Origin of the sequence: Shimia sp. R9_3 (assembly GCF_017743755.1) — a bacterium.
In the GTDB taxonomy this organism is placed as follows: Bacteria; Pseudomonadota; Alphaproteobacteria; order Rhodobacterales; family Rhodobacteraceae; genus Shimia.
The window spans coordinates 14316-40892 of the sequence record NZ_JAGHRP010000009.1; the positions used below are offsets into that span (position 1 = coordinate 14316).

Genomic DNA, 26577 nt, shown 5'->3' on the forward strand with positions numbered 1-26577 from the left:
ATGAGCACACTTGCAGACACAAAGACCCTGCTTGCGGAGCTGATTGGTTTCCCCACTGTGTCGTCAGACAGCAATCTGCACATGATCCGGCATTTGGCTGAGCGGTTGTCTCATTGTGGGGCGGAGATTGAAGTCTGGCATGACGAGACCGGGACCAAGGCCAATCTGTTTGCCACGCTAGGTCCCAAACTTGATGGCGGCATCGTGTTGTCAGGGCACTGCGACGTGGTGCCGGTGGCCGATCAGGACTGGACATCTGACCCCTTCAGGATGGAAGAGCGCGACGGCAAATGGTTTGGACGCGGAGCTTGCGACATGAAAGGGTTCATTGCTGCGGCAGTCGCCATGGCGTCGCATTATGCGGCGCTAGACCTACAGCGCCCGGTGCATTTCGCCTTTACCTATGACGAGGAAATCGGCTGTTTTGGTGCCCGCGCATTGGCCGAAACCCTGCGCGAAAAGGGCCTCAAACCGGCGGTGGCGATCATCGGAGAGCCAACCTCAATGCGGATCATTGAAGGTCACAAGGGGTGCTATGAATACACCACGCATTTCACCGGCCTTGAGGGGCATGGCTCTGGTCCCGACCGAGGTGTGAACGCGGTGGAATATGCTGTGCGGTATGTTTCGAAATTGCTTGAGCTAAAAGAAGATTTGCAGAGCCGTGCCCCCGAGGGTAGCCGGTTTGAGCCGCCGTGGACGACCATCAACACTGGTGCCTTGGTGGGCGGCGTGGCGCACAATGTGATACCCGGCAAAGCTCGGGTGGAGTGGGAGATGCGGCCGGTACAAAAATCCGATGCTGACTTTGTGAAGGGGGCGCTACACCAATTCTGCGCTCATATGCTCATCCCCGCGATGCAGCTCGTGCATCCAGATGCCGAGATCAAGACCGAGGTTATTGGCGAAGTTGATGGGCTGACCCCTATGGAGGAGAGCGAAGCCCGCGATCTGGTGATGGAGTTGACGGGTGCAAATGGCGCTGATGTCGTGCCTTTTGGGACCGAGGCTGGCATTTTTCAGGGGCTTGGTATGTCCGTTGTGGTCTGTGGCCCCGGATCGATCGATCAGGCGCACAAGCCGGATGAGTATGTGTCTGTTGATCAGGTGAAGCAGTGCCTGGGCATGCTCGAACGCCTCGCGTCTAAGCTGGTCTGACCTGTTCTGGTAAGAGATGTACTCGCCGTTTATCAGGGCTGTAACACAGGGTCTACCAGCTCTAGAGTGTCGAGCCTACCAAGGATTAAGTCCGTGACCGCAACCATGTTTGAAAATAGTGATTTCAAGGCGCGCGACCGCTTTGAAATTCTGCACCAAGAGCTTCGCAATCGCATCTGCTTGCTGGACTACGCCCCAGGCATCAAGCTCTCGGAAACAGAATTGGCCGAGGAATTTGGCGTTTCGCGCACTCCGCTCAGGCGCGTTTTGGCACGACTGGAAGGCGAAGGGCTGGTGCGCTCGGTTCAAGGTGTTGGAACTTTTGTGACTGACGTGAACATCGAAGAGTTGGCGCAGACCTATCAAATGCGTATGGAGTTGGCGGAATTGGTGGGCAAGTTGTCTCCGAAACAGCCGGAAGCTGCTTTGTCTGCGCAACTCGCCGATTTGTCGCGCCAGGCCAAGGCTTTGGTCCAAACGCCAGAGCCGCGCGCCTTTGCGCAGCTCAATATGGCGTTCTTTCTCGCGCGGCTTGCGCTCACCGACAATGCGCCACTGCGTGAGATGTCTGAGCGACTTTATGTAAAGACTGCTCGGATCTGGCTGAAATCCTTTTTTGCTTCCATTATCGACCTTAATGAAGAAATTCGCGTTTTTGCACGTGAGGTTGATGAAGTCATCGCCGCGATCGAATTGGGTGATCTCCAGGCTGCTGCGCTTATCCAGCGGGCCCACATCTCGATGAGTTACAGCCGTATGAGGGGCTGATTTCCGAGAGGCGTTTTTGCGACATTTGGACATGGTAGCAGTCAAGGGAGGCTGAGTCAGCGATGCGCTTGCTGTTGGCGCGTGCGGGTAGAGCCAAGGCAGCGGACCGAAATGCGACCAGGCATGTCGCTCTGAAGCAAGCGTTTCTTTTCTATCATTCAGTAGGTTTGCTTCATGGGGGCGAGGGCCGCCCCCTCTGTATTGATGTTTCGCTCGGCGGCGGGGGGCACATGAACAGGCACTACAGCATGAACCGTAAGATCGACCCTACTCAAGGCAAGCGACTGGGCGATGGAACGGCAAACACGGGGGATCGGGTTCAGATCGGGCCAACCGCACTTGCTTTCGCGGAGTGGCGCGAAGCGGGGCTGGAGCTGCCTAACCTTGCCGAGATGCGCCGAGCCCGGCATCAACGCCTGACCGCCGCGATTGTAGCCCGAGGCTATGGGGGGCTTCTAATGTTTGATCCCCTGAATATCCGCTACGCAACCGACACGACCAACATGCAGTTGTGGAACACCCACAACCCGTTTCGGGCCTGCCTACTCTGTGCCGACGGCTATATGGTTCTCTGGGATTACAAGAACGCCCCCTTTCTGGCTGAGTATAATCCGCTTGTGCGTGAAAGTCGTTCCGGCGCGGATATGTTCTATTTTGCGCGCGGCGACCGGATCGGTCCAGCAGCTGACGCCTTTGCCGCTGAGGTGGCTGATTTGCTGGCTGCCCATGCCCCCGGGTATGCCAGGATCGGTATCGACAAAATCCAACCTGCCGGGCTGGACGCGGTCCGCCGAGCTGGGTTGGAGTATCGCGATGGTGAGGAGGTTACAGAGCGCACGCGGGGTATCAAGACCGAACATGAATTGCGCGCCATGCGCTGCGCTGTCCATTCCTGCGAGCGGGCAATGGCCGTAATGGAAGACTTTGCGCGCAGTGAAATTCCGAAAGGCGGAGTAACCGAGGATGATGTTTGGGCCGTGCTCCACGCCGAGAACATCAAGCGTGGCGGCGAATGGATCGAGACAAGGTTGCTCACCTCGGGGCCGCGCACGAATCCCTGGTTTCAGGAATGTGGGCCACGTGTTATCTCCGAGAACGAAATCCTCGCTTTTGATACGGATTTGATCGGGCCATATGGCATCTGCGCTGATCTCAGTCGCACGTGGTGGATTGGTGATGACTTGGCTCCAGCCCATATGCGGGAGAGTTACGCGGAAGCCGTCGAACATATCCGTTACAACACGGCACTCTTGCGGCCCGGGCTACATATGACAGACCTGACACGGTCTCTGCACGTGCTGCAGGATAAGTATCAGGCGCTGAAATACTCCTCACCGATGCACGGGGTCGGTATGTGTGATGAATGGCCTATGATTGCTTACCCAGATCGGTTGGTCGAGGGCGCTTTCGACGCTGTTCTTGAGCCGGGCTTAACGCTCTGTGTCGAGGCGCTGGTGGGTGAGGTTGGCGGCGACCACATGATTAAGCTGGAAGATCAGGGTGTTGTAACGAACAGCGGATTCGAGACGATCTCAACCTATCCTCTGGATGAGCGTTTTCTCTAAAGGCGACAAGATTTCGATTTGCCAGCTTCGGTATGCGAGGCATCGTGTATTCCGTGAGGAATCTGTTCGCATCTCGGTATTGATGGCAGTCGAAGCTGGTGGCCTCGCGCCAGAGAAGGTTTGCGCGTGAAGGCAGTAAGTCAACGCCTCGCTAGTAAGACTGGTTCAGCTCATCCCGTGCCGGAATTTCTCTTTCACGCCGCGCAATATATGCCAGCAGTTCTTCGTCTTTGGCCTCATCCAGTTTGGGTTCCTGATATTCGCCGAGCAAAAACCTTGCACGCTGCAGCGCCCGCTCGGTGATCTCGACAGAGCCCTCCGCTGCCCATTGTTCAATCGAGTTGTTGTCAAACAACTCGGGCATGAAGAAAGCCGACTGGAAGTTTTCTTGAGTGTGCGGATGCCCGAGATAGTGCCCGCCGGGGCCGATATCCGGCACTGCGGCAACCGCGGTGTCAAAATCCCCCCATTTTGGGCCTTCTGCCATCTTGTATCCCATCGCGCATTGCTCGGCGTCCACAATGAATTTGGCTACTGAGCAATGCATGCCGGCCTCATTCCAGCCGGCACTGTGCCAGATGTAGTTTGCCCCGGCATGGAGCACCGCAGAAAGTGTCGATGCGCTCTCATAACCTGCTTGTGCATCAAAAGTTTTTGCGCCGCCGAGTGTGTTGGATGTACGCCAGGGCACATCATAGTAGCGCGCCATCTGGCCGATCATGAAATTCATGAGGCTGATCTCGGGCGTCCCCGCCATTGGTGCGCCAGACTTCATGCTCACGGTCGAAAGGTAGTGCCCGTAGATCGCCGGGCAGCCTCGGCGTATGATCTGAGTGTAGGACAGCGCGCTAAGCGCTTCGGCATTGAGCTGCGCCACAGTCGCGGGCACGGATGCCGGCGTATTGGCGCCCCCCAAAACGAAGGGCGAACATAAAACAGGTTGATTGCGCTTACAAAACGCGCGCATCGCTCCCAGCATCGTCTCATCCCAGACAAGTGGCGAGTTCCCATTGCAATTGCCCGTGGTCACCGCATGGCTTTCCATGAAGGACTCGCCAAAGAGGATCGCGCACATGTCCATGACGTCTTCCGCGTTTTTTGGCGATGTGGTCATGCCCATAAATGTCTTGTCGGAGTATTTCATCGACGAATAGGTGATCCGCAGATGCCGTTGGCTGATCGGATGATCGTAGGGCTCGACAATGTGATGCGCGGAAGAATGCAGCGCAGGAGACATATGCGCCAGCTTGTGAAACATGGCGAGATCATCAAGGGTCGGATTGCGGCGCACGTCATCGAGGTCACGTAAATAGGGCGCCCCGGTCATTGGTACAAAAATTGAGTGGTCCTTGCCAAACGGCAGGTTATAGGCCGGGTTGCGCGCATGATAGGTAAACTCGGTCGGGATCGTTGCGATCAGCTCCCTCACCATGCCTCGGTCAAGATAAACAGTTTCGTCCACCACTTTGGCGCCGACGCTCTTCCAATCCTCAATCGCTATCGGATCGCGGAAATGCACGCCGACGTTTTCCAAAATATCCATAGACGCCGCATCAATCGTTTCCACCTGCGCACCGTCCATAACTTCGCACAACGGGATGTTTCGGCGGAGTGCGGGCTGCATGGTGACATCCAGAGTAGAGCGCAATGCGCGACGTGCGCTGCGGCCGCCAGACCGGGAACGGGATGTCATGGGTTTTCCTCCTCACCTTGGCATCGTCTCTTTGTCTTACAAAAAATACGGTTTGTATACAAAATGTATTTTTGTTAGCTTTCCTTCAAGCAGGCAACGGATGGACAAATGAAAGACGCCACCACTCATAAGAAGGCCAAATTGGTCCAGCACCTAAAGGGCGCTATTCTGACGCTTAAGCTGGAGCCGGGGCAGGATCTGGATGAGGCCGCGCTGTCTGACGTCTTTGGCCTGTCGCGAACTCCCCTGCGCGAAGTTTTTGCGCAGCTCGCTGGCGAAGGCTTCATTGAGCTTCGCAAAAACCGGGGCGCTTGGGTTTCGGCGATGACCCATACCACCTTGCGAGATTTCTTCCTTGCGGCCCCTATGATCTATGGGGCGATCCTCAAGCTCGCGGCGCGCAACGCCAGGTCTGCGCAAATCGAAGAACTGCGAGAGACGCAAGACCGTTTCAAGGAGGCGCTGCGCAAAGGGGCGCCTGAAGACCGCGCGCTCGCCAACAACCGGTTCCACGAGGTCACTGGCGATATGGCGGACAATATATATCTGCTGCCGTCCTTCCGTCGTCTCCTCATCGACCACGCGCGTATCGGCATGACGTTCTACCGTCCACAAGACCGTGAGATGGCCGATAAACTGTCCGAAGCCAGCGCGCAGCACGACACCATCATTGAGGCCATCGCAGCGCGCGATGAGGACGCAGCTGAACGGCTTGCGGTGGATCATTGGAACTTGTCTCGCGAGCAGATTGAAAGATTCGTCACCCCTCGCAGCCTCGACATGCCGCTTGGCGGGGCGGCGCGCAAAACATCAGCATGAGAACGATATGGCCCCTATTTTTAAATTCGAAGGCATCTATACCCCCGTGGTGACGCCCTACCATGATGATGGCAGCGTAAATTGGGATGCGCTTGCGCAGGTGATTGAGTTTCTGGTCGAGGGTGGCGTGCACGGGCTGATCTCCGGCGGCTCTACAGGGGAGAACTACGCCCAGACCGTGGAAGAGCGGCTCGAGCTCGCACACTTCACACACAAACAACTTAGCGGTCGCTTGCCACTGGTTGTTGGCACCGGTGCCATGCTCACGCCGGACTCTGTGGCTCTGGCCAGCGGCGCGCGGGCGTTAGGGGCGGAGGCCATCCTTTTGGCCAGCCCTCCTTATGCGGTTCCCACAGATCGTGAAAATGCGCTCAATGCGCTCGCTATCGACAAAGCCGCCGATCTGCCGATCATGCTTTATAACTACCCGCATCGCACGGGCACAATGATGGGCGCGGAATTTCTGGACCGGGTCGGCCGCTCCCGCAATTTCTGCGGCATCAAAGAAAGTTCGGGCGATATCAACCGTGTCCATCTACTCGCCCGCGACTATCCGCATATCCAACTCGGATGCGGGATGGACGATCAGGCGCTTGAATTCTTCGCTTGGGGTGCGCCTTTCTGGGTCTGCGGCGGGTCCAACTTCCTACCAGTTGAGCATGTCGCGCTCTACAATGCTTGCGTTTTGCAGGGTGACTTCAACAAAGGTCGGCGCATCATGTCGGCTATGTTGCCACTGATGAATGCGCTCGAGCAGGGCGGCAAATTCATCCAGACCATCAAACATGGGGTTACCATGAACGGCCTCGCAGCAGGTCCCGTCAGACCGCCGTTAAAATCTCTCAACAAAGACGACAAACGCGCGCTCGAACAAGTGGTGCGCGTGCTCAAACGCAAGATCGCTGACATCGTGGCGGAGGATTGAAAATGACACTGCTGACTCATGACGAATACCAATCCATCGCGACCAGTCTGGACTTTCCGACAGGCGCATTCATAAACGGGGGCTACCGCCCAGCAATATCGGGAGACACTTTTTCCTCCTTGAATCCTGCGACGGGGGACAAGCTGGCCGATATAGCATCCTGCGGTGCTGAAGATGTCGACTTTGCGGTTGAGAAGGCGCGCGAGGCCTTTGAAGATGGCCGCTGGTCACGAAAGCATCCTTCAGAGCGAAAAGATGTCCTGATCCGGCTGTGCAAGCTGATTACACGAAACGCGCGGGAACTGTCCGTCATGGAAAGCCTGGACAGTGGTAAAACCATTTATGATTGCGAAACGGTGGACATTCCTGAAGCCATCAATTGCATCAAGTGGCATGCGGAGGCGATTGACAAAATCTACGACTCCGTCTCTCCCGCCTCTGATGACCACATTGCCATGGTGGTCCGGGAACCTTTCGGTGTTGTGGGGCTTGTGCTGCCTTGGAACTTCCCGCTCCTTATGCTGGCTTGGAAGATCGGCCCAGCGTTGGCTGCCGGGTGTTCGGTTGTTCTAAAGCCCGCTGAGGAAACGAGCCTTACGGCTTTGCGGGTGGCAGAGCTTGCGGCGGAAGCCGGGCTGCCTGCAGGCGTGCTCAATGTGGTTCCGGGAGATGGTCCGTCGGTGGGCGAGCCCATCGGGCGGCATATGGGTATCGATATGGTTTCCTTCACCGGCTCCACGACCACAGGCAAACGGTTTCTCGCTTACGCAGCAGAATCCAACGCAAAAGAAATTGTCCTTGAAATGGGGGGTAAGAACCCGGCCGTTGTCTTGGATGACGCCGAAAACCTGGACCGGGTCGCCCAGCATATCGTCAATGGCGCGTTTTGGAACATGGGCGAAAACTGTTCTGCCACCTCGCGTTTGATTGTCCATAGAGACGTCAAAGTTGACCTGCTGGCGCGTATTGCCCATCACGCCAAAGAGTGGAACGTCGGAGATCCGCTCAATCCTGAAACGCGCGTCGGCGCATTGGTCAGTGCAGCCCATTTCAAAAAGGTTAGGGCCTATCTCGACCAACCTGGCAAAGTCATCCTCGGCGGCACCGCCAAAGACGGCTTTGTGCAAGCCACAGTTATTGAAGTGAGCAGCAACGACGCAACACTCGCCCGTGACGAGATCTTCGGACCGGTCTTGTCGGTGATCGAAATTTCGAGCTTTGAGGAGGCGATCTCGATTGCCAACGACACAGACTACGGGCTTTGCGCGTCGATCTTCACCGCCAATGTAAAACACGCGATCCGCGGGGCGCGGATGCTACAGGCTGGGACGGTGGCGGTGAACAGTTTCGGTGAGGGTGACATCAGCACACCCTTCGGCGGCTACAAACAATCCGGCTTTGGTGGGCGCGACAATGCGATCCACGCCCATGATCAATACACGCAACTCAAGACAATCTGGATTGACCTTGCCGACGATACGGATGAGGCCGTGGAGTGACACGTTACGCGGCCAAATCGTTGCCTGTTCATCGGGGGGCAGCGGCTTGGAATGCGATCCTTGGCGATCAAGGCGAAGCCGCCGAACTGGACAGCGATATGACCGCTGACTTCGCTGTGATTGGCGGCGGTTTTGCGGGGCTTGCCGCCGCGCGGCGCCTGCGACAACTGCAGCCTGATGCGCGGATCGTCGTGCTGGAGGCCGGGCGCATCGGCGAGGGGGCATCTGGACGCAATTCAGGTTTTATGATCGACCTGCCGCATGAGCTTTCGTCAAAAGACTATGCCGGCTCTGGTGATGATCGCCTCATGACCCGTCTGAACCGTCAAGCTATTGCTTTTGGCAAAGCGGCGGTCGAGGACTACAGGATAGACCCAAATTTCTTTGACGAAGCGGGCAAAGTGAATGGTGCGGCAGGTGATGCAGCGCTGGCCCATAACGCGACCTATGCGCAGCACCTCGAGAGCATGGGCGAGCCCTTCAGCCTGTTGGATGCCAAGCAAATGCAGGACTTGACCGGGTCGGCACATTACAATGGCGGGCTTTACACGCCTGGCACTGTCATGTTGCAGCCCGCAGGATATGTGCGCGGACTGGCCGCTGGTTTGCAGCGGGACGGTGTTGAAATTCTGGAAAACTCTGGTGTCATAGCTTTCGTTAAAGAAGGGCTGTCATGGAAGGTTGAGGCCTTGAAGGGCAGCGTTTCGACAGGGGCTGTGATCCTCACGGTTAACGGGCATCTGGAAAGTTTCGGCGTGGCAAAAGGCCGGCTGCTTCACCTGTTTCTTTTTGCCATGATGACACCTGAACTGGACGCTGATCAAATCGCAAGTATGGGTGGTCAGTCGAGATGGGGTATCACTCCGTCTGATCCGATGGGTACGACCATGCGCAGGATCGACGAAGGGCAGGGTGGCAACCGGATTATTACTCGAACAAGCGCTGTCCTGCGACCAGGGATGCGGACCACCGACACCGACATGAAGCGTTCGGCGTTGGCGATGCGGCGCAAATTCGATCAGCGATATCCGCTATTTGCAGATATGCAAATGGAGCATCACTGGGCTGGGCATCTATGCCTCAGTTTAAATGGTGTTTCCCACGCGCATGAAATCGAGAAAGGTGTCTATTCTGGCTGTGTGCAAAACGGATTAGGCGCGACGCGTGGCACGCTCACAGGCATCACCGCTGCGGAATTGGCTTGCGGGGTGCAATCGGAAATCAGCGATCATTTTCGCTTTGAGATTTCGGCAAAAAAGCTTCCACCGAACTCTTTCTTAGGCTTAGGTGGCAATCTGTTTCTACGTTGGAAACAATTGCGGGCGCGCAATGAATAAGAGCTGCCGAACCTCACGTTCGACGCTGCCAGACGGATTCGAATTCGAGTCAGTTCGAACGGTTGATCTCTCGCTTAGCCCGCGCATATTAGAGGCCGAGGCTTTAAATCATGGGCCTCAGTGAAGTGCCTCTATACTCTGCAGCACAATGTCGTTCGGCAACGGCGGTTGCGTGCTCCCGCAACCAAAATTTCCTCAATAAAACAGGACATCTGAGGCGCTTCGCGCCTCGCGAAGCATAAGCGATCATACCCGCCCGTGCTACATCCGTGCTACACCACACAGCAAACTCAACCACACTGGTCACATAAATCCGCACCGCACCACAAGCCGCCCAAGGGCGGCTTTTTGCATTTGTAACCTAACCAAGTGGAAGTACCGTGGAAGCAATAAGCGCCAAAACTCAAAACAAGAGCATTGTTACCGTCAGTACTGTCAGCGTCGTCAGCATCAGCAGCTCTTGCGGCTCCGACTCCAAAATGACAGACGCTGCGGTGTGTATGGACGGACAAAAAGTGGGATAGCTCTTTTTGTGATGTGGTATGGTTAAATTTCTCATGTTTTGGAGAAGTAAAATGGTAAAGAGTTTTGTTTTGACGTTAGCAACAATTTTTCTGTCTGCCCCAACTTTTGCTCAAGAAGAATGTGCAGGCCTTGCTCCCAAAGGCGGCGAGGATTTGAAGGAGTCGTTTAAGGGCTCGATAGAGGGCGAGGTCGAAGGTATCGTTTCTAAGCTGGTAAGTGGATCCGCTTCCATCGAAGGTGAATACCTTCGTTTAGAAACCGACACCTTGAAAGACTACCCTGAAGCGAACAAGGTTTTTGTCTGGCAGTCGATTATCTATCTTGCGTGTGTGCGGCCAGACGCGGGTATTGATATAAATAAACTATTCGAGTTGTACCTTAGCGGTCCGCCATCAGTAGAAAGTCGTGTTTGGCTTAACGGTTGTCCTGGCGATCTAGTGTACGGCGAGTTCCGTCCTGAAAGCCCGCACCAGAACTGGAATTTCGAATTTGACTTCGAGAAGCAGTCTAGCATTCTCTGGAAGTCCGATGGTGCGCGCGTTACTGGACGCCTGCAAGCTTCTTGCAACAGCAATGAGATCCAAGTGGTGCTGGATCATCAGAGCCATTTGATTGAGTACTCATGCTCAGGCACTGTATCAAATGCTAAAACGTCGGGTTTATGCCAGTTAAGCGATGGTAGCCAAAACAGCTTCACGGGCAGCTTTAGCTATAAATCGCTATGAGATATCGTTTAGATTCCACCAATATGTTGAAGCTTCAGATTTTCTCGGCTGTTTCAGTACCGTTCTGGATGTTCATTGTATGTGCCAGTGTAACATCCTTGCCATCTCCGATTTTTGCTCAAGATGATTGCGCGAGCTTAGCACCCAAAGGTGGCGAAGAAGTGACGGAGTCTTTCAAAGGCTCGATAAAGGGCAAAGTTGAGGGCCTTGTTTCTAAGCTTGCAGGGGGGCGCGCTACCATCGAAGGTGAATACCTTCGTCTGGAAACCGACACCTTGAAAGATTACCCTGAAGCGAACAAGGTTTTTGTCTGGCAGTCGATTATCTATCTTGCGTGTGTACGGCCAAACGCGGGAATAGATATCAATAAGCTTTTCGAGATGTACCTCAGTGGTCCGCCGAAGGTGAAACAAGCGGAGTCTTGTCAATTTCCGCTTGATCCAAGGGCCGCAGATTTTGATCCACCGAACGCAAAAAATTCGCTTGGAAACGTACCAAATGGCTTCAAAAGGGTTTCTCGCCCTGCTGAGCTAGTTAGCCAAGGAAAAGCAGGCGAGGCGTTGAATTTAAGTAGGCTTGGATTAGAGAGTTCAATCTTGGTATCAGGACCCTTCGCGCAGAGTACTTACGCTCAGGCGGATATATACGCTAGACTATTAATGGATTTCGGGGCCACCGCTGAAGATGGGCGGGAACTGACGCTTCTGCGTAACCGCTACGGTGATGACATCGGCACCTATGGGTGCTTCGAAAAATGAAATTCACAACGTCAAAGCCCGCGATGTAGCCACTCCGGCTGAATAGTAGCTTCCAATGGGGGTAGAAAGCAGGAAACGACTGCTTTGGCTGCTTAGCTGGTCACGCAAAAGAAAAGGCCCCGCCAGCATCGCGGGGCCTATCTATGTGGCTTGTCTATACTTTAAGGCGAACTAATCTCAATCACCCTCACTCCCGCCTTGCCTGATCTGTTGAACGCGACGCTCACACCACGTCGCCTCAGCACCGGCAAGACCCTCCTAAGCTCCGCCCCAAGCCGTGCATCACTACGCGGAAAGCTCTGGCTGTCTTCAGTGATGCTAGGAAAGCGGTCTCGAAGCGTCTGCCGCAATTCCGTCGCTGTACCGGTCCAATGGCTGCGCCCACCCATCAGGGAGACAATTGCCAGAGCCACAGGATTGTTTTCAACCGCCGCTTGGTCGGCCTGTGCGCGGTTTGCTGCGTAGGAGGCCAGAAACGCGCCCTGAGGCCACCCGAGGGATTTTTCGGCAACCACCACCCATTTGGTAAAATCGGCCATCCTTGGGGCCTCTGAGAGTCTCACAGAGTCGATCTCCCACAGCGCGCAGGATACGGCATCCAAGAAGCCGCCCAGGATCGCAGGCAAGGCTTTCTCAAAATCGCGATGGAACTGTCCCAGGGTCTTTCGCTTGTGAGGTGGAATGGGGTTCCGTGCCGCCCATTCCCGACCAATGATGCGCCCGTCTGGCAGCCATTCGGGCAAGCAGGCTGTGCAGGCGGATACGGCAGGCTTCTGCAATTGCGGCAAACGCAATGGGTTTCCAATCACCAATCATTTGCGGTCACCTCGCGCAGACGCGCAATTTCAAATGCGTCTATAGACGATGAATTCATCAATGCCACCTAAGTCCAGATCGTGTCATCGGCAACCGAAAGATCGTCAAAGTGACAATACCGAATGAAGCCTTATTGTTGGTGTTCTTTTTTGGGCAAGAAGTCTACGTGGCAAACCGATACACCTCTCGTTTCAGGCCGGACAATTCCAGTCTGGATGAATCGGTTAAATTTGTAAGCTTTCTAGCTGGATAGGATAGGTTTGGCACCGCTTGAGAACCAAGCCTGCTTGTATACCAGCCAAATTCTTTGGCTCCCCAATATCGGGGAGTAGGAATGGTCGTGGATCTATGTCGGGCCTAATCTCGGAAACGCCCCAATCTCCTGTTTCGGTTTCTCGGAACACGACGGTAGCGGTCTGCAGACCAGGTAAAAGTCTCAAAATTTCATCACACGCAGACTTAAGACCTTCGGTAAGCTTCACGTCCGTGTTGATCACACTCAACATGCGAGCGAAGGTTCTTGGCTGAGGGAGAAGCGTGCCTCTTGGCAGCACGTCGTCAGGAGCCAAAAGCTCCCTTCTGGACTGCCGTTGCGACAAAGAGATCGATCCGCGTCGAAAGAAGAGGGTTCTCTCGAGTTGCTCCAATGTACTTTCTTCGCCAGTCGCACGCACTGATTGATATTCAAGCTGCGCGGCGGCGATTACTGCGCCTCCCACAATGGCGACTTCCAAGGAAGAGTCGGTTTCGAAGGGCTGAAAAATGATTTCCCAATCAGAGTAATTCTTCGTCAGAGATCGAAGACGATTTAAATCTTCAACCCAATGAGTTTTCATCTTATGCCGACGCTGAATCGTAAATGCTCGACCAATGGGGGTTGCGCGATCATGCCAGGCGATTTCGGTATGATCCAAGGGAAAATGCGATGCCACATTTACGCCATTGGCATCGAGCGCATCGCGGAGAGCCAGCCAACGCCACGGCGCAAGCGCACTTCTAACAGCGCTGGAATTCTGTTGTAGAGAATAGAAATCGGCAGCAGCAGACCTTTGCTTTACAAGGATCTTGGGCGTTAAGAACTTTGTTCCAGCACTCGACGCCATGATGGCATCTGCGACTTGTTTGTCAAACGCATCATTTACCTCCGGCGCATAGGAAACGTTGACCTCATTCTCGGTACGGGGAATGGTCTGATCGCCACTGTTGAACGTTTGGCCAAACAGGCTTTCAAAAAAAGGGACATGCGAACCATGCGTCGCGTGCCGGAAAACGCCACCGACGGGTCTGCTGTTCATCTCACATATAGAGGCGTTTTTTTCAGCAAGAGGCGCGGCAAAGTCTTCAGATAGTACGTCTATACCCCAAAATGCCGTAGGATCGACGGCACGCGCTGCGTCTTGTGCCATTTGCGCGATATCTGGATGGATTTGGTTTGTGATAGGTACCAGGTCAGCGCCATCAGTAAAATTAGGCGAAACTCCAAGCAAAACCAATTTGCCGCGTTGGGGGACATCATCGGGTTGCAGCCCTTGTAGCGTCAACAGCCGTCGTTGGCTGATGTTGAGCTCGAGCAGGTGCGCATCCTGAGTAGCCGGCAGAGTTGCACGCGCCGCGTTTTTGATTTCAACAAGCTCGGAAATCGTTCGGATCCCATCTCCGACAACATGCGCAGGCAGCCGTAAGTAGGCCGCAACGATTTTGTCACCAATCAATAGAATTCTGATATCGACGCCTTTGACGTACTCTTCAACTATCACCGGCCCGTTTCGCGAAACCGACTTTGCGTATTCAAACGCCTTTTTAAGTCCGTGGTGCGACTTAATGTTTGTTGTCACGCCTTTGGCTTCAGTTCCAAACACAGGCTTCACAACCGCATCACCACGCAACTTGTCAAAGGCGTCATGAGCTTGCGTCAAATCGTTGCAAACCTTTCCGTAGGGAACGGAGATACCCTGCGCGCTCAGAACAGTTTTGGTCAGAAACTTGTTGTTGCTAAATTCTTCGGTGATTGGACTGACCCAAGAAGGGCGAGTAACATCCATCCCGAACAAGTTTCCGTCGGTTTTGCACAAAAAATTTGGGGGCGATTTGGGGCCCAAATAAGTGAGCTCAACGCCGAATTTTTTTGCGGCCGCATCAATTTGCCCAAATCGCCAACGGGTTGGCTTTGATTCATATTTGGTAAATTCGCGGCACTCAGAAGGGAGCGCATCGTAGGCGCGCTGACACGCTTCCACGTATTCTGGATGGAGCTCGTCAACCAAGTCATTCACTTTCTCAGCTGTCGATGGTCCATCGGCTTTCTCAGTGAACATGCGAAAGCTTTTTGGCCTTGCCTCCTTTACAACCAACCGAGCAACGCGCGCGTTTGCAGGGCCCTCTTCAAGAGCACGGCAGAACGGTTTCAACTGATCTTCGGTACAAGTGACCATTGCCTCTACACGGCCGTCTGGTCGGTTTCGAACCCATCCTTGAATACCCAAGGAAATAGCTTTTTGTAACGTCCACTTGCGAAAGCCGACTTTTTGAACTTTGCCGTAGACGAGGAGGTGGTAGCAGTCACGTTCAGACATACGGGATATCATTGAGGCTAGGCACCGTTAGATCCAGCAGTGCGGCATATGCTTTGTCATTCCTGCGTAATTTTAAGGGCAACTGCATAGACAAAGACAAGAGACGCCGGTCAGCGAAGGGATTCATATAGAACTGATTGGGAAAACCATGCCAACGCGCACCCTGGCTATGTGGAAGCGTTATGTCCAGCCATGCGAGGTCATGCACCTTGTTCTTTCCTTGAGCGGGCAGCGTTTCATACCATTCCAGAAAGGCAATAAACCAAAGCTGAAAATCCCGTTGTGTTTCATCCGGCCCGTAGATTCTAAGCCGTTTGACGGCGTGTTCTAAATTCAAGCTGCCTTCGCGTTGCCGAGCCCAATTTGTCGCCCGAAGTATGCCCATAATATTCCCTCTCAGAACAACAAAGCCTTTCGGCAGCTGTTCGTGTACAGCGAGAGTCTTCACTTCTGGCCCAAAAGTGGCGTAGCCATTCGATAGAAAATAACGTTGCCGATGTTTGAAAGTCGTCTTCTGAAAGCTGTAGAGTTGGTGGCGGATGCTTAAGCGTTCACAAATCTTCTGTGCAATATTTGCGTCTTGGCCAGATTGCTTGTGAAACCGCCAGGTAAACGCAAATTCGGCGCTTTGGACATCTTCAATCCCTGCACCAAGCAAACATCTGGAATCCCGCCCACCGGAAAGCGGCAAGATGCACTTATGGTTCCTAAGCAGAGCCCGTAAATTTTGAGATAGCCGCTCATTGATGCTTGCCACAACTTCGTTGACCTGATCTTCAGGCCTCGTTTCAAGATCTGTGTCATGCCGGGGCCAGAAGCGTTTGGGACGAAAATCACGCAGGCCAAGATAGTGGTTCCCGAGCAGCCGTTTCACTCCAAAATCTCTGGTATGGCCCAGCGAATACTGTTTGCGGCGCCCTGTAATTTCCTGCCAGGGAAAAATGGGATTCGGGTGAATTTCTCGATCGAGACAAAGGCACAAAGAGGATGCGACGATGCGAGCATCCGGATCATAGACCACAGCGTAGTCGGCAACCGGATCTGTATAAACTCTTTGAGCGTCGTTGGTTAGAAAGATCGCAACATAGCGGCCAGCGAGCCCTATAACGTAACGCTCAACTACATCCCAGAAATTCACCGAAGTTTCTTCGCAAGGCAGTGTTTGAGTACCGTCGACGCAATGCCCATCACTGTCGACTGCGACTCCTAGGATAAAGCCAATAGGCAAACCCGTGGCAGACACGACTTTTGCTACGGGTAAATCCTGACAGTGCTTAAGGTGCCAGCCGTTGAGGCTTTTCTCCGTCCATTCGGGTACATCTAGAGTTCTGTTCTGGGTAAGAAGGAACTGGTTTCGAAACGTAGCCTCAAACGAAAAACTGTTTTTTTCGCATAGTTTCTGCGCGATTAGCATGTCTTGAACCCGATATCGGCTTTTTAAATTTCGAAAGTGAACCGACAATAGTAGATGTGAGCCCACTTCCAAGTCTAAAAACGCTCAAGCCATCTCGGGGACTGCCAACTTGTTGGCACGTGTTCGAGGGGGTAGACTGCTTTGTGAAGACACCGACCTAAATGCCGCGCCTGAGAGGCTTCTGTGTCCCACTCAAGGTTATTTCCTAAGCTGTTTGGACTCACGCCGTTTTGCTCTTTGTACGGCGGATGCTGAGGATTTGATTGCCAATTTGTCCAAGTCTTTGAACGATCCCGCGACCAAAGCTGAGGCCACGAGGATCATCCAGTCTCTGTTCGAGAACACTGACCTTCTGCCCAATACGCCCGGCGTTTTGGACATTGAGTTGGTTGGCAAACTGGCTGGTCTCTTGTGTTTGGGGGCATCCTAAAACGAACAAAGCCGCCCTGCGGCTGTTTGATGTTCTAGAGCACTGGTTGCGGGGCACGCAATTACTGATAACGAACAAAACGGGACTGCAGAGCATAAAGACTTCGCGCCGAACACCTTCATCCTGCCACGCCAAATCAATAGACAAACAAAGCGCGTATTTTCTATCAGATGCGGCTCATTCAATGCGTACTCCCTGAATCCTGGATACTGCTTTAGAACAATCCATCGTAAAAGGTACCGTCAGCGAAGACGAAACTATCTACCTGCCCATCTAGGAAATCCTGCAGCCGGTCTGCATCGCCATAATTACTTCTGGCTTGTGACGTACCCAAGCGCCAAGGCTTGTGATTTCAACAAAGTCATTGACGCCGTCCAGCACCGCGGCGCTCGGCCCAAATTGAGCGCCACTCCTGGCAAGTGCGGTGTTCCCGGCAATCAGATCCGTGCTATCACCATTGAACTCCCATTGACCAAGCAGATTGACTGACGGCTCTGGATCCACAGTAATTTTCACTGTCGCGGTAACCAAACCCCCGTTGCCATCTGAGATCGTATAGTCAAACGTCTCGACCGCCGCGGCTGTCGAACTCAGGCCCGCAAAGGCGCCATAGCAGAAGGTGCCTCTGCATTCAGCGTCACGAGCGTACCTGAAGCCAAGACTGTCGCCACACCCAGCGTGGCGCCGGCGGCGCAAAGGTTGGTATCGCGCGGGAAGCGGTGGTGTTTGAATGGCGATCTACGCGGGATCGGCAACTCAAAACACTGAACGTACCCAATGTTGCTATTAACGCAACAGCCACCCTTTTGCAGGGCCAAGACAGCCGAAAGCAGCCCTCTGAAATCGGTGCGCCCTATGAGGCAGACAGAGCCTAAAACGCCCCCAATTTCGACGGAATTAGAAATTGCAGACCAAGATAACGCCCCGCCGCTTCTCATTCCAAACCACAGAACGAAGAACCACCCTACTGCTCCATAGACCTCAAGCAGCGTGTCACGAGGGCATCCGTATCCAAAATCAGTACGGAGTTCAGCGTGCCAAACGTATTGGTGTGCTGTATGCAGCCCGCCACATCTTCGGCAACGCTCCTTTCGGTGTTCTGCTTATCGATGGGCTTGAGCGCAGCAATCTGATTTTCAGTGGTCATGATGATCTCATCCACGGAGTCTACCAAAATCCCAAACCTCTGCCCCTTGTGTTTGAAAATCAACACCTTTTGGTCGGCTGTCTTGGTGGGAGGCATGCCATAGAGGAGACGTGGATTGAGCAGTGTGATCAGATCGCCCCTAAGGTTAATGATCCCTTCTACAAATTTCAGTGCAAAGGGAGGCTCCAGCAATTCCGCAGGGCGCTCAATGACTTCGCTGACCTTTGATGTTTCGAGCGCGAAGCGTTTGTCGAAGGTGAACTGAATGAACGTGCGTCGAGTGGTTCCGCGAAGATCTGTGGATGTTTCGCTGCTGTCTGCTTCTGGCGGGTAAATCTCCTGGCATGCCTTTGCGGCTTCCATAAAGCCTTTGTCTTCTTGAAGCATTTCCGGCTTAATCATCATCACGATGCGATTTTCTTGATCAATCAGACAGCCTTCGACCAGATCCCCACAAGGAAGCGCAAGTTTTGCAAACGGAAGAATCTCATCTTCGTAGTAGGGCAGGATGCTGTCGATAGAATACACCATCAGACCGACAGGCCCTTCTGGTGTCTCAATCACCAACATGCGCCGTTCTTGCGGCGGTTGGGTGAATTCGATCACCGGCTCATCGCCGAGAAAGCTGCGGAAATCGATCACCGGCAAGATGACTCCGCGCAGATTTGCGGTGCCCAGGATATGACCATGCGCAAAGAGCGACTGATCCAGCTTAGGCAACTCTCGCACTTCTTTCACGAAACGAAGATCAATGGCGCAAGAGGTGTGACCGGTCTGGAACGAAATGCAGGAGTGGCGTTTGCCCCGTGAAAATGCCTGACGGCTCGCTTCTGCACTGCTGTTGCTGCGCGGAAGTTTCTCCAGGTTCAGCAGCTCCTGAGGATCAAGGATCTGGACAAGCCGGTCGCCACCCTCAAACTTTAAAACGCCTTCGATAACAATATCTTTGATGCCACGATCGTTGGGCTTGAAATCAACTCGCGCTGCATCCTTGCCGTTAAGAACTTCGCTTGTGCGGTCAAACAACAGGCCAATGCTATGTGCCCCATGTTCGATAATCGCAACCTTACCAGCCTTGTCCTTGGGTGCCTCCGGGTATTCCAACAGCTTGCGCAGATCGACTACCGGAACGATCTTTTCGCGCAGATTGAAGAGCCCAAGCATATAGTCAGGGGACAAAGGGACAGGTGAAATGTCTTTGGGCTCGTTCACCACTTCTTGGACCGATGACACCGGAATGGCGAATTCGGTCTCTCCGATCATGAAGGAGCCGTAGATCGCTTTTTGTTGCTTCTCTTGCGCTCTCCGCGCGGGTTTTGGCGTTGAGGCAAAAGACGTCGGTTCCGTGGCTGGAGTTGGCTCTTGCCCAATCGGAGCCAGTCCATCGGAGGTTTTCAGCGCTGTAGATAGCTGATCCAAAGTCAAATCCATATTCTATTCTCCCAGTCGCGGGATGTGTGCGACGGTGAACTCCCCGCTGGTGCAGTCAATCGTCACCTGCCGTCCTTGCAAGCCACCGACGTCCTCATAAATGTTGCGCAGCCCCGCCTGTCGCAGGACTCCATAGGCAAATTTGGCGTTGATACTGCCAACCAATCGAGCGGGATCGGTGTCCGCAGGCATGGTCATATTCGCGCCACCAACGATCAGTGCCTTCACCTTGCGAATGTTGGAGGCGTTGAGATCCATCATTGATTGCAACGACCAAAACGCCTGATCTACATGCCGGCCGCTCAGCTTTTCACTTTTGTTCCCGGACTTTGACAGCAGACAATGCGCCAAACCAAAGATGCCCTCTGCCGGGTAGAGCAGGCCCAGGCCGATACAGGATCCGAGGATGGCCGTGAGAGATTGTCCCTCTCGGCCGACTTTGACCTGCCCGATCTGGACATGCAGTTTTTCATTTGCGGCCGTCGTCATTCCGCCCCCGCGCGCGCTGTGGGCTGGTAAATGATCGGAGCGACCTGCGAAAAGTCGGTGCTCAGGTTGGTCAGTGTTTCACTCTCACCAATATAAAGCACACCGTCGGAGCGGATCATTCTTCTGACATGAGCCAGTATTTTCTCCTGATCTTCAGGGGTGAAATAGATCAGCACATTGCGCAAAAACACCACGTCAAAACCACCCGCACCGCTCATTTTTTCGAGCAGGTTGTGCAGCTTGAACTTCAGCCGTGATCGCACCTGAGGTACGGCCTTATAGCCATTGGTGTCATCGCCCTTCATGTGTTTTTGAAACAGCTCGGGTTGCGCGGTGCGGAAACGGGCGATTGCACGCCCGTTGTAAACACCGGTCTGGGCAATATCCAAAACACGGGACGACACATCCGTACCCAGCACGCTGTAGTCAAACCCAGGGTGCTGAAGGCGTTGCTGCTCCAGCAACACCCCAACCGTATGCGCTTCCTCACCCGTGGACGCAGCAGCAGACCAGACCCGCATTTTTCGCCCACCGGCTGTCTTGTGGAACTCCGGCAGGAACGTTTCTGTGAAATGATCCCAGACCCGGGGCGTGCGATAAAAATAGGTCTCGTTTGTTGTCACCCGATTGGTGAGTTCCTGCATCTCGCCAGGGTCATTGGCGAGCCGGGAGATGTAGGAGGAGAAGCTCGGCTCCTCCACCTCCCGCAGGCGTTTGCGCAAGCGACTGATCAGCATCGACCGGCGGTTCTCCGCAATCGTGATGCCTGTCGTCTTATGCACAATTGCGCGCAGTTTTGAGAACTCGCTGTCGCTCATGCTGGTTTCTGCAACATGTGATGTCATCAAAAGCCCTTTCCTTGAGTGGTGCGACAGATCAGCCGCCCAGCTTCGCAACTTCCGATTTGAGCTCTTGAGCCCCGCCACTCAAATCCACCGTCGCAGCGGCAATCGCATCGGAGGCCACAACGGCTTCCTCAGATGCGTCAACAATGCTCTGAATGGCTTCGGCCACATCCCGTGCAGCAGTCTGCTGTTCATTCGCCGCAACGGATATTTGCGTGATGGAGTCCGTTGTTTCCGAAATCCCCGAGAGGATTTTGGTGAATGCGGCACCGGCCTCGCGGGAGACCTCACTGCCTTGCGTCACGCGCTTAACAGTGTCGTTGATCAGCTTGCTGATTTCCTTGGTAGATTGCGAAGACCGTTCGGCCAGTTTGCGCACTTCATCCGCCACAACAGAGAAGCCGAGGCCATGTTCGCCTGCGCGGGCCGCTTCGATCGCTGCGTTGAATGCCAACAGGTTGGTTTGGCTGGCAATTTCGCTGATTGTCTTCACAATTTCGCTGATCTCCTCTGAGGAGGAGTTGATCAGATCCATCGCCTCGATGGAGCGTTCGATCGCCTTTGCACCCAGATCAGCTTCTTCTTTGGTCTTCTGTGCAATTTCATCAGAGCGGTTGCTGTTTTGGGCAATCGAGTCAATGGAAGCGCTCAGTTCCTCTACAGAGGCACTGATTTCTTCCGTGGTGCAGCCAAGGGTTTGCGCCCCGCTGGCCACGGTTTGCGCTTGTTCAGAAATCCCGCTGGATTGATCCGCAAACCGCGTTGCAATGCGGGTGACCTCTTTCTCCACCTGTTTCGCGGCAGTGATGTCAGTGGCGAATTTGACCACTTTCACCGGTTTGCCGTCCGCATCAAACACCGGGTTGTAGGAGGCGTTGATCCAAACTTCGGCGCCGTCCTTACCAAAGCGTTTGTATTCCCCTGCAGAGAACTCACCCGCAGCCAGATCTGACCAGAATTTGGTGTAGGCCGGAGAGTTTACATAGGCAGGCTCACAGAACATTCGGTGATGGCGCCCACGGATCTCTTCCATCGAATATCCCACGGTTGCCAGAAAATTCTCGTTGGCAGTCAGGATTGTGCCATCCAACTCAAACTCGATCATTGCCTGCGCCCGGCTGATGGCCGCCATCTTGCCATCCTGCTCTGCCGTGCGCAGCTTTTCTTCGGTCACGTTGGTGGCAAATTTCACGACTTTGAAAGGCTTGCCATCGGAATCAAAAATCGGGTTGTAGGAGGCGTTGATCCAAACCTCGGCACCGCCTTTACCAAACCGCTTGTATTCGCCGACCGCAAACTCACCAGCGGCAAGGTCTTCCCAAAATTTGCGGTATTCAGCGGTGCTTACATAATATGGGTCGCAGAACATCCGATGATGCTGGCCGCGGATTTCATCCATAGCGTATCCGACCGTAGTCAGGAAATTTTCATTGGCTGACCGAATGGTGCCATCCAGATCAAATTCGATCACAGCCTGCGCTCGGCTGATCGCAGCCATCTTACCGTCCTGCTCTGCAATCCGGCGTTTTTCTTCGGTTACGTTTGTGGCGAACTTCACAACTTTGGTAGGTTTGCCGTCCGCATCGAAAATAGGGTTGTAGGACGCATTGATCCAAACGTCGGCCCCGTTTTTGCCAAGCCGCTTATACTCACCCGCAAAGAATTCTCCGGTTGCAAGGCGCATCCAAAAATCACGGTAATCCTCCGAAGCTGCATAAGCTGGCTCGCAGAACATACGATGATGCTTGCCTTGAATCTCGTTCAGCTCATATCCGACGGTTGTCAGAAAATTCTCATTCGCGTTGAGAATGGTCCCATCGAGTTCAAACTCGATTACCGCCTGCACGCGGTTGATCGCATCCACAACCCCCTGCAGATCGGTATTTGTATCCGTTGGCTCCGTTGCCCCAGTCGCTGTACGCGCACCCATGATTTGGCCCTTTCAGAAATAATCCCGGAGCCGAAAATGACGGGAGACAGGTTAAGATTTGGCTATTTTAGGTTGTTTTGCGGGGAGGCATATTCTTAAAATAATCAGCAAATGCCCGCGCGTTTTTCATTGTTACTCAGAGGGTTTTAGGGTCAGGACTCATAACCAATAGATAACGATCGCTGCGAGGGCGATTGCTGACAGGAAGACCTTCAGGCACCTGTTATAGCGGATTGCCACACGACGCTAATCCTTCAACCTGCCGAACATGATTTCGATCCGGTTGCGCCGTTGGTAACGACGCTTGTCGTACTGAACCGGTTTCTTTCGCTGCTTCCGGCCAGGGATGCAGGCGCGTATCTCCTTGCCTTCCAACGCTTCCCGGAACCAATCGGCGTCATGGCCTCGATCCCCGAACAGCCAACTGACATCGGGCAGACCGCTCAGCAGTACCCGCGCACCAATGTAATCGCCGACCTGACCGGCGATGATGATCAGGTTGAGAGGACGCCCCCGGCTGTCGCAGATGGCGCGCTGCTTGGTGTGACCGATCAAGCGTCCACGCCCCTTCTTACGCCGAACTGGTCGCGGTACGGTGGGCCTTTAGGTAGGTTGCATCGATCATCACGATCTTCTCTTCACCGTGTTCGGCAGCCAGATCAGCCATCATCTGGGCAAAGATGCCTTTGTCGTTCCACCGCTTTCAACGGTTATTGAGCGCCTTGTATGGGCCATAAACCGAAGGGGCACCGCGCCATCTCAACCCACTACGATTAATGAAGATAATGCCGCTCAACACACGTCGATCATCAACGCGTGGTTTGCCCTGGGACTTGGGGAAGAAAGGCTCAAGACGTGCCAACTGCGCATCCGTCAACCAAAAAAGGTCAGACATGGTCACCGCTCGATTTTCGAACCGTGAATCACGCAGCCAAGCAGAAATCAAAGGGTCCTGACGCTAGCGCGAAGTTCCAAACCGTTCTTTCTGCACATTCGAAATGTTGAACTCATGCAGAATGTGCGGAAAATCGTGTTCGCTGCGGTTCGCGAGAGTGTCTGCTGTTTGCACAATGCATAAGGGGCAGCTGCGAACTTTAGCCGTCGTCAGTCAAGGCGCCCGTCGCTACTACGGTTTCGAAGTACTCGACTTTCAAATCGAACGATTTTAGGAGCTTTTGGGTGCTTGGTTTGACCACTGCGTCATCAAAATCGCCTTTCTCGAAGTGCCCTGCAGAAGCGAGGTCAGACCAAAGGCTCGTAACCACAAGTTCGTTGTGTTGACCGTTCACTTTGACCGCAAGGGCAGCCCCTAAATGTCCTGGAAGCTGTGCCATTTCAACGAACGTCGTTCGTTTTAGATGATCAGCATATTGCTCCAATACGTCATCAGTTCCTGCCATTGCTCGCCACCAACGGATAATCATGTTGTCCTCGCTTTAATTTACTTTCTGTCGCCGCCAAAGCCGCCGTTGTTTTAAGCCGATGCGTACTTGTCGCCTACGTCATTGCGCACGGGATGTGTGTCATAAAAGATCGGTATAGACGCAAACCTGCCACTCTCAGAGAATTTGAAATAGTCTACGCCCTGAAAAACGATCTGATCGCCGTTCTTCAATGTCCAGTCATACTCAAAATGAGTGGCAGCACTATCTCCGTATTCGCCGACAAGAACGTCAAATACTGTGAGTTTGCTTGCAGAGGAGGCGTCGCCCAGCTTCTTGAAGAAGTCAGCTAGGTTCATCTTGCCAAGAAACGGGGACACCACGTGTGCTTCCGTGTCAAAAAGCGATATGATGCAATCGATGACCGATGCCGTGAGAAGCTCGAAATATCTACGCACGTGCGCGGTCTTTTCCGCTGATGTCACTATAGATCTCCTTTTTCATTGGTCATGCCAACAAATGGACTTTGCTTTTTCTTCTTTCAGCCGCCTGCTTTGTAATGCGACATGAACATCGCAATACAGTCGTCGCGTACTTCTTTTTGCGTCGAGTTTTCACCAAGAAAGAACTCAGGCCAGAAATAGAAGTTTTTGACCATAGCAAGCAGTTGGTTGGTCGCGAATGCCGGATCCGCCTTGCGAAGCGCGCCCGCGTCCATGCTTCGCTGATCAGTAGCGTGACGGGATAGTCGTGTGTTTCGCTTTCACTAAAAAACGAACGAGTGCGGTCAAAATCCCGGATCACCTCTGACAGAACCATGCGGTTCAAACCGATTGCGGTCTCGTCAGTTATGACTGTGATGTACCGCCACAGCGCCTCCTTGCTCTCGAAGTGATTGTAGAACGTGCGACTCGAAACCTGCGCTTTTCTGGCGATTGAGGTGGTCTTGGTCCCTAGAAATCCCTGCTCTCGGTACTCATCGATCGCCGCATCGATAATACCTTTCCTTTTCTTTTCAGTGCGTTTCACGATCTTCGATCATAAAAGTAAAATTATATGTTTACAAGAGGCACTCACTCCACATAAGTAAACACAGTGACTTACTTTTGGGAAGGCGAAACGCGATCCTGGAAACCAGTGGACCACGGCAATGAACCATCTCTCAAGACGCCACCTCATCCAAACCGCCTCGCTTGCCTCCCTGATGTCCTTCGCGGGCTGGGGCGCACGCGCAAAACAGACATCCCTTCCCATCAACGCAGGAGCTTCTGAAATGTCCTTCAAGCCCGGTACAAACCCCGTCACATTCAAATCCTTCGGCCTCGATCTTGTGGGCGATCTGTATTTGCCTGAAGACTTCGACCTGGCCAAGACCTACAAGGCCATTGTCGGTGCCAGCCCCTTCCCGCAGGTCAAGGACCAGATTCCAGCGACCTACGGCCCCGAAATGGCCGCGCGCGGTTTTATCTATCTTGGCTTTGACTACATGGGCATGGGCTCCTCTCCGGCGCTTCCCGGCGAACATATGAAATCACGCTACATGTTCCGGCTGATCGAAAACACGTGGGATGCTGTTTCCTATCTGGGGACACTTCCGTTCGTCGATGAGATCTATGGTCTCGGCGTCTGTCAGGGTGGTTCCATCATTGCCTCTGCGTCAGTTACAGATCATCGGATCAAGAAGATCGTCACAGTGTCTGGCATGATGGCAGCTGACGCTTTCCAGTGGGGTGATCGTGGCATTGCCGATCAAATGATCGCAGCAGCAAATTCCTCCAAGCAGAAGATGTATGAAATTGGCAAAGCGGACTACTGCTGGCCAAACGTCCTGGACGACAGCATGACGCGGGAAGAGTACAATGCGTTGGGCATTCCGATGTCGGACGACACTTATAATTATTATGGCAAGGATGGCGTCGCAGGCCCAGGAAAGGTCAAGAACTTCACCAATGAACACATCGGCGACCAGCCCATGCAGTCTTTGATTTCGATTGGTGAGCATTATGCAGACAAGATCACCCAACCGACGATGGTGATCTATGGACCGAACGCGGCGACAGCAATCTGTTCAACCAATTTCATTGACCGTCTGACAAACAACCCAGAAGTTCGCGCTTTCGATGAATTCAGCCACGTTGACTTCTATTGGAAGCCAGAGACCGTGAAAGCGTCCTGCGACGCAGCGGCGGAATTCTTCAACAAATAAAGTGGAGTAGCCAAGGCACTGAGGATTTGGCGCCGATTGTCGCCAGGTTCATATGTCAAGAGAAAGGCCCGGAAGATGGCAAAGGCATCTCTGTGGAACGTGGTGAATGGCATTCCGAAACTCATAGTCGGAACCGCCATTC

Annotated in this window: 22 protein-coding genes and 1 pseudogene; 10 read left to right on the plus strand and 13 right to left on the minus strand. The window is 53.7% G+C overall.

Going from position 1 to position 26577, the window contains the following annotated elements; all coding sequences use genetic code 11:
- From argE to dddP, 3 genes are all read left to right on the plus strand, one after another.
- Nucleotides 1–1158: an acetylornithine deacetylase gene (gene argE / locus J7412_RS18605; protein ID WP_209080263.1), complete on the plus strand. Its 1158-nt coding sequence runs from the start codon at nt 1–3 to the stop codon at nt 1156–1158.
- 93 nt (nt 1159–1251) lie between these two features.
- Entirely contained in the window at nt 1252–1926 is a 675-nt protein-coding gene (locus J7412_RS18610; RefSeq protein ID WP_348540512.1) for a GntR family transcriptional regulator, read from the plus strand.
- A 230-nt stretch (nt 1927–2156) separates the two neighbouring features.
- A complete protein-coding gene (gene dddP, locus J7412_RS18615) occupies nt 2157–3491 on the plus strand; it encodes a dimethylsulfonioproprionate lyase DddP (protein WP_209080265.1) in 1335 nt (444 codons plus the stop codon).
- Between the two features lie 151 nt (nt 3492–3642).
- Here the strand turns inward: dddP and J7412_RS18620 are convergent, their stop codons facing one another.
- On the minus strand, nt 3643–5184 hold the full coding sequence (locus J7412_RS18620) for a trimethylamine methyltransferase family protein (protein ID WP_209080267.1): 1542 nt from the start codon (nt 5182–5184) through the stop codon (nt 3643–3645).
- Between the two features lie 108 nt (nt 5185–5292).
- On the opposite strand from J7412_RS18620, the gene J7412_RS18625 reads away from it, so the two are divergent.
- The 6 genes from J7412_RS18625 (at nt 5293) to J7412_RS18650 (ending at nt 11772) form a co-directional block, all read left to right on the plus strand.
- Nucleotides 5293–6003, plus strand: coding sequence for a GntR family transcriptional regulator (locus J7412_RS18625; RefSeq protein WP_209080269.1), 711 nt, complete (start codon nt 5293–5295; stop codon nt 6001–6003).
- A gap of 7 nt (nt 6004–6010) precedes the next feature.
- Nucleotides 6011–6928, plus strand: coding sequence for a dihydrodipicolinate synthase family protein (locus J7412_RS18630; protein ID WP_209080271.1), 918 nt, complete (start codon nt 6011–6013; stop codon nt 6926–6928).
- A gap of 2 nt (nt 6929–6930) precedes the next feature.
- Entirely contained in the window at nt 6931–8427 is a 1497-nt protein-coding gene (locus J7412_RS18635) for an aldehyde dehydrogenase (protein WP_209080273.1), read from the plus strand.
- 98 nt (nt 8428–8525) lie between these two features.
- A complete protein-coding gene (locus J7412_RS18640) occupies nt 8526–9764 on the plus strand; it encodes an FAD-binding oxidoreductase (protein WP_247744007.1) in 1239 nt (412 codons plus the stop codon).
- 575 nt (nt 9765–10339) lie between these two features.
- Nucleotides 10340–11014 carry a hypothetical protein gene (locus J7412_RS18645; protein ID WP_209080277.1) on the plus strand — a complete coding sequence of 225 codons (675 nt, stop codon included), beginning with the start codon at nt 10340–10342 and terminating at the stop codon, nt 11012–11014.
- Nucleotides 11015–11037: 23 nt separating this feature from the next.
- A complete protein-coding gene (locus tag J7412_RS18650; protein ID WP_209080279.1) occupies nt 11038–11772 on the plus strand; it encodes a hypothetical protein in 735 nt (244 codons plus the stop codon).
- Between the two features lie 161 nt (nt 11773–11933).
- On the opposite strand, the gene J7412_RS18655 is transcribed toward J7412_RS18650, so the two are convergent.
- The 12 genes and pseudogenes from J7412_RS18655 to J7412_RS18710 all read right to left on the minus strand — a co-directional run bounded on the left by J7412_RS18655 (nt 11934) and on the right by J7412_RS18710 (nt 25258).
- Nucleotides 11934–12311 carry a hypothetical protein gene (locus J7412_RS18655; RefSeq protein WP_209080281.1) on the minus strand — a complete coding sequence of 126 codons (378 nt, stop codon included), beginning with the start codon at nt 12309–12311 and terminating at the stop codon, nt 11934–11936.
- 501 nt (nt 12312–12812) lie between these two features.
- A complete protein-coding gene (locus J7412_RS18660) occupies nt 12813–15161 on the minus strand; it encodes an acylphosphatase (protein WP_209080283.1) in 2349 nt (782 codons plus the stop codon).
- Nucleotides 15154–16575 carry a hypothetical protein gene (locus tag J7412_RS18665; protein ID WP_209080285.1) on the minus strand — a complete coding sequence of 474 codons (1422 nt, stop codon included), beginning with the start codon at nt 16573–16575 and terminating at the stop codon, nt 15154–15156. The genes J7412_RS18660 and J7412_RS18665 overlap by 8 nt, the downstream gene beginning before the upstream one ends.
- Before the next feature lie 703 nt (nt 16576–17278).
- Nucleotides 17279–17509, minus strand: a complete 231-nt coding sequence (locus tag J7412_RS18670) for a hypothetical protein (protein ID WP_209080287.1) — start codon at nt 17507–17509, stop codon at nt 17279–17281.
- A gap of 460 nt (nt 17510–17969) precedes the next feature.
- Nucleotides 17970–19583, minus strand: coding sequence for a chemotaxis protein CheW (locus J7412_RS18675; protein WP_209080288.1), 1614 nt, complete (start codon nt 19581–19583; stop codon nt 17970–17972).
- Between the two features lie 3 nt (nt 19584–19586).
- Nucleotides 19587–20072 (minus strand): chemotaxis protein CheD, encoded by a 486-nt coding sequence (locus tag J7412_RS18680; RefSeq protein ID WP_209080290.1) that lies wholly within the window; start codon nt 20070–20072, stop codon nt 19587–19589.
- Nucleotides 20069–20917, minus strand: a complete 849-nt coding sequence (locus J7412_RS18685; RefSeq protein ID WP_209080292.1) for a protein-glutamate O-methyltransferase CheR — start codon at nt 20915–20917, stop codon at nt 20069–20071. The genes J7412_RS18680 and J7412_RS18685 overlap by 4 nt, the downstream gene beginning before the upstream one ends.
- 31 nt (nt 20918–20948) lie before the next feature.
- The gene (locus tag J7412_RS18690) at nt 20949–22847 is read right to left on the minus strand and encodes a PAS domain-containing methyl-accepting chemotaxis protein (RefSeq protein WP_209080294.1); all 1899 of its coding nucleotides are present in this window, start codon (nt 22845–22847) and stop codon (nt 20949–20951) included.
- Nucleotides 22848–23006: 159 nt separating this feature from the next.
- Nucleotides 23007–23742 (minus strand): annotated as a pseudogene (locus J7412_RS18695) (IS5 family transposase).
- 199 nt (nt 23743–23941) lie between these two features.
- A complete protein-coding gene (locus J7412_RS18700) occupies nt 23942–24247 on the minus strand; it encodes a hypothetical protein (protein WP_247744008.1) in 306 nt (101 codons plus the stop codon).
- A 74-nt stretch (nt 24248–24321) separates the two neighbouring features.
- Nucleotides 24322–24714, minus strand: coding sequence for a nuclear transport factor 2 family protein (locus tag J7412_RS18705; protein ID WP_209080298.1), 393 nt, complete (start codon nt 24712–24714; stop codon nt 24322–24324).
- Nucleotides 24715–24736: 22 nt separating this feature from the next.
- Complete coding sequence (locus J7412_RS18710; protein WP_209080305.1) at nt 24737–25258, minus strand: TetR/AcrR family transcriptional regulator; 522 nt, start codon at nt 25256–25258, stop codon at nt 24737–24739.
- Nucleotides 25259–25379: 121 nt separating this feature from the next.
- Between J7412_RS18710 and J7412_RS18715 the strand changes: the two genes are divergently transcribed.
- Nucleotides 25380–26435, plus strand: a complete 1056-nt coding sequence (locus J7412_RS18715) for a hypothetical protein (protein WP_209080307.1) — start codon at nt 25380–25382, stop codon at nt 26433–26435.
- Nucleotides 26436–26577: the final 142 nt, after the last annotated feature.

Coding starts and splice junctions, on each gene's coding strand:
- argE (WP_209080263.1), top strand. CDS start 1: ATGAGCACACTTGCAGACACAAAGACCCTGCTTGCGGAGCTGATTGGT.
- dddP (WP_209080265.1), top strand. CDS start 2,157: ATGAACAGGCACTACAGCATGAACCGTAAGATCGACCCTACTCAAGGC.
- J7412_RS18620 (WP_209080267.1), bottom strand. CDS start 5,184: ATGACATCCCGTTCCCGGTCTGGCGGCCGCAGCGCACGTCGCGCATTG.
- J7412_RS18625 (WP_209080269.1), top strand. CDS start 5,293: ATGAAAGACGCCACCACTCATAAGAAGGCCAAATTGGTCCAGCACCTA.
- J7412_RS18630 (WP_209080271.1), top strand. CDS start 6,011: ATGGCCCCTATTTTTAAATTCGAAGGCATCTATACCCCCGTGGTGACG.
- J7412_RS18635 (WP_209080273.1), top strand. CDS start 6,931: ATGACACTGCTGACTCATGACGAATACCAATCCATCGCGACCAGTCTG.
- J7412_RS18640 (WP_247744007.1), top strand. CDS start 8,526: ATGACCGCTGACTTCGCTGTGATTGGCGGCGGTTTTGCGGGGCTTGCC.
- J7412_RS18645 (WP_209080277.1), top strand. CDS start 10,340: ATGGTAAAGAGTTTTGTTTTGACGTTAGCAACAATTTTTCTGTCTGCC.
- J7412_RS18650 (WP_209080279.1), top strand. CDS start 11,038: ATGTTGAAGCTTCAGATTTTCTCGGCTGTTTCAGTACCGTTCTGGATG.
- J7412_RS18655 (WP_209080281.1), bottom strand. CDS start 12,311: ATGGCCGATTTTACCAAATGGGTGGTGGTTGCCGAAAAATCCCTCGGG.
- J7412_RS18660 (WP_209080283.1), bottom strand. CDS start 15,161: ATGTCTGAACGTGACTGCTACCACCTCCTCGTCTACGGCAAAGTTCAA.
- J7412_RS18665 (WP_209080285.1), bottom strand. CDS start 16,575: ATGCTAATCGCGCAGAAACTATGCGAAAAAAACAGTTTTTCGTTTGAG.
- J7412_RS18675 (WP_209080288.1), bottom strand. CDS start 19,583: ATGGATTTGACTTTGGATCAGCTATCTACAGCGCTGAAAACCTCCGAT.
- J7412_RS18680 (WP_209080290.1), bottom strand. CDS start 20,072: ATGACGACGGCCGCAAATGAAAAACTGCATGTCCAGATCGGGCAGGTC.
- J7412_RS18685 (WP_209080292.1), bottom strand. CDS start 20,917: ATGACATCACATGTTGCAGAAACCAGCATGAGCGACAGCGAGTTCTCA.
- J7412_RS18690 (WP_209080294.1), bottom strand. CDS start 22,847: ATGGGTGCGCGTACAGCGACTGGGGCAACGGAGCCAACGGATACAAAT.
- J7412_RS18700 (WP_247744008.1), bottom strand. CDS start 24,247: ATGGCAGGAACTGATGACGTATTGGAGCAATATGCTGATCATCTAAAA.
- J7412_RS18715 (WP_209080307.1), top strand. CDS start 25,380: ATGAACCATCTCTCAAGACGCCACCTCATCCAAACCGCCTCGCTTGCC.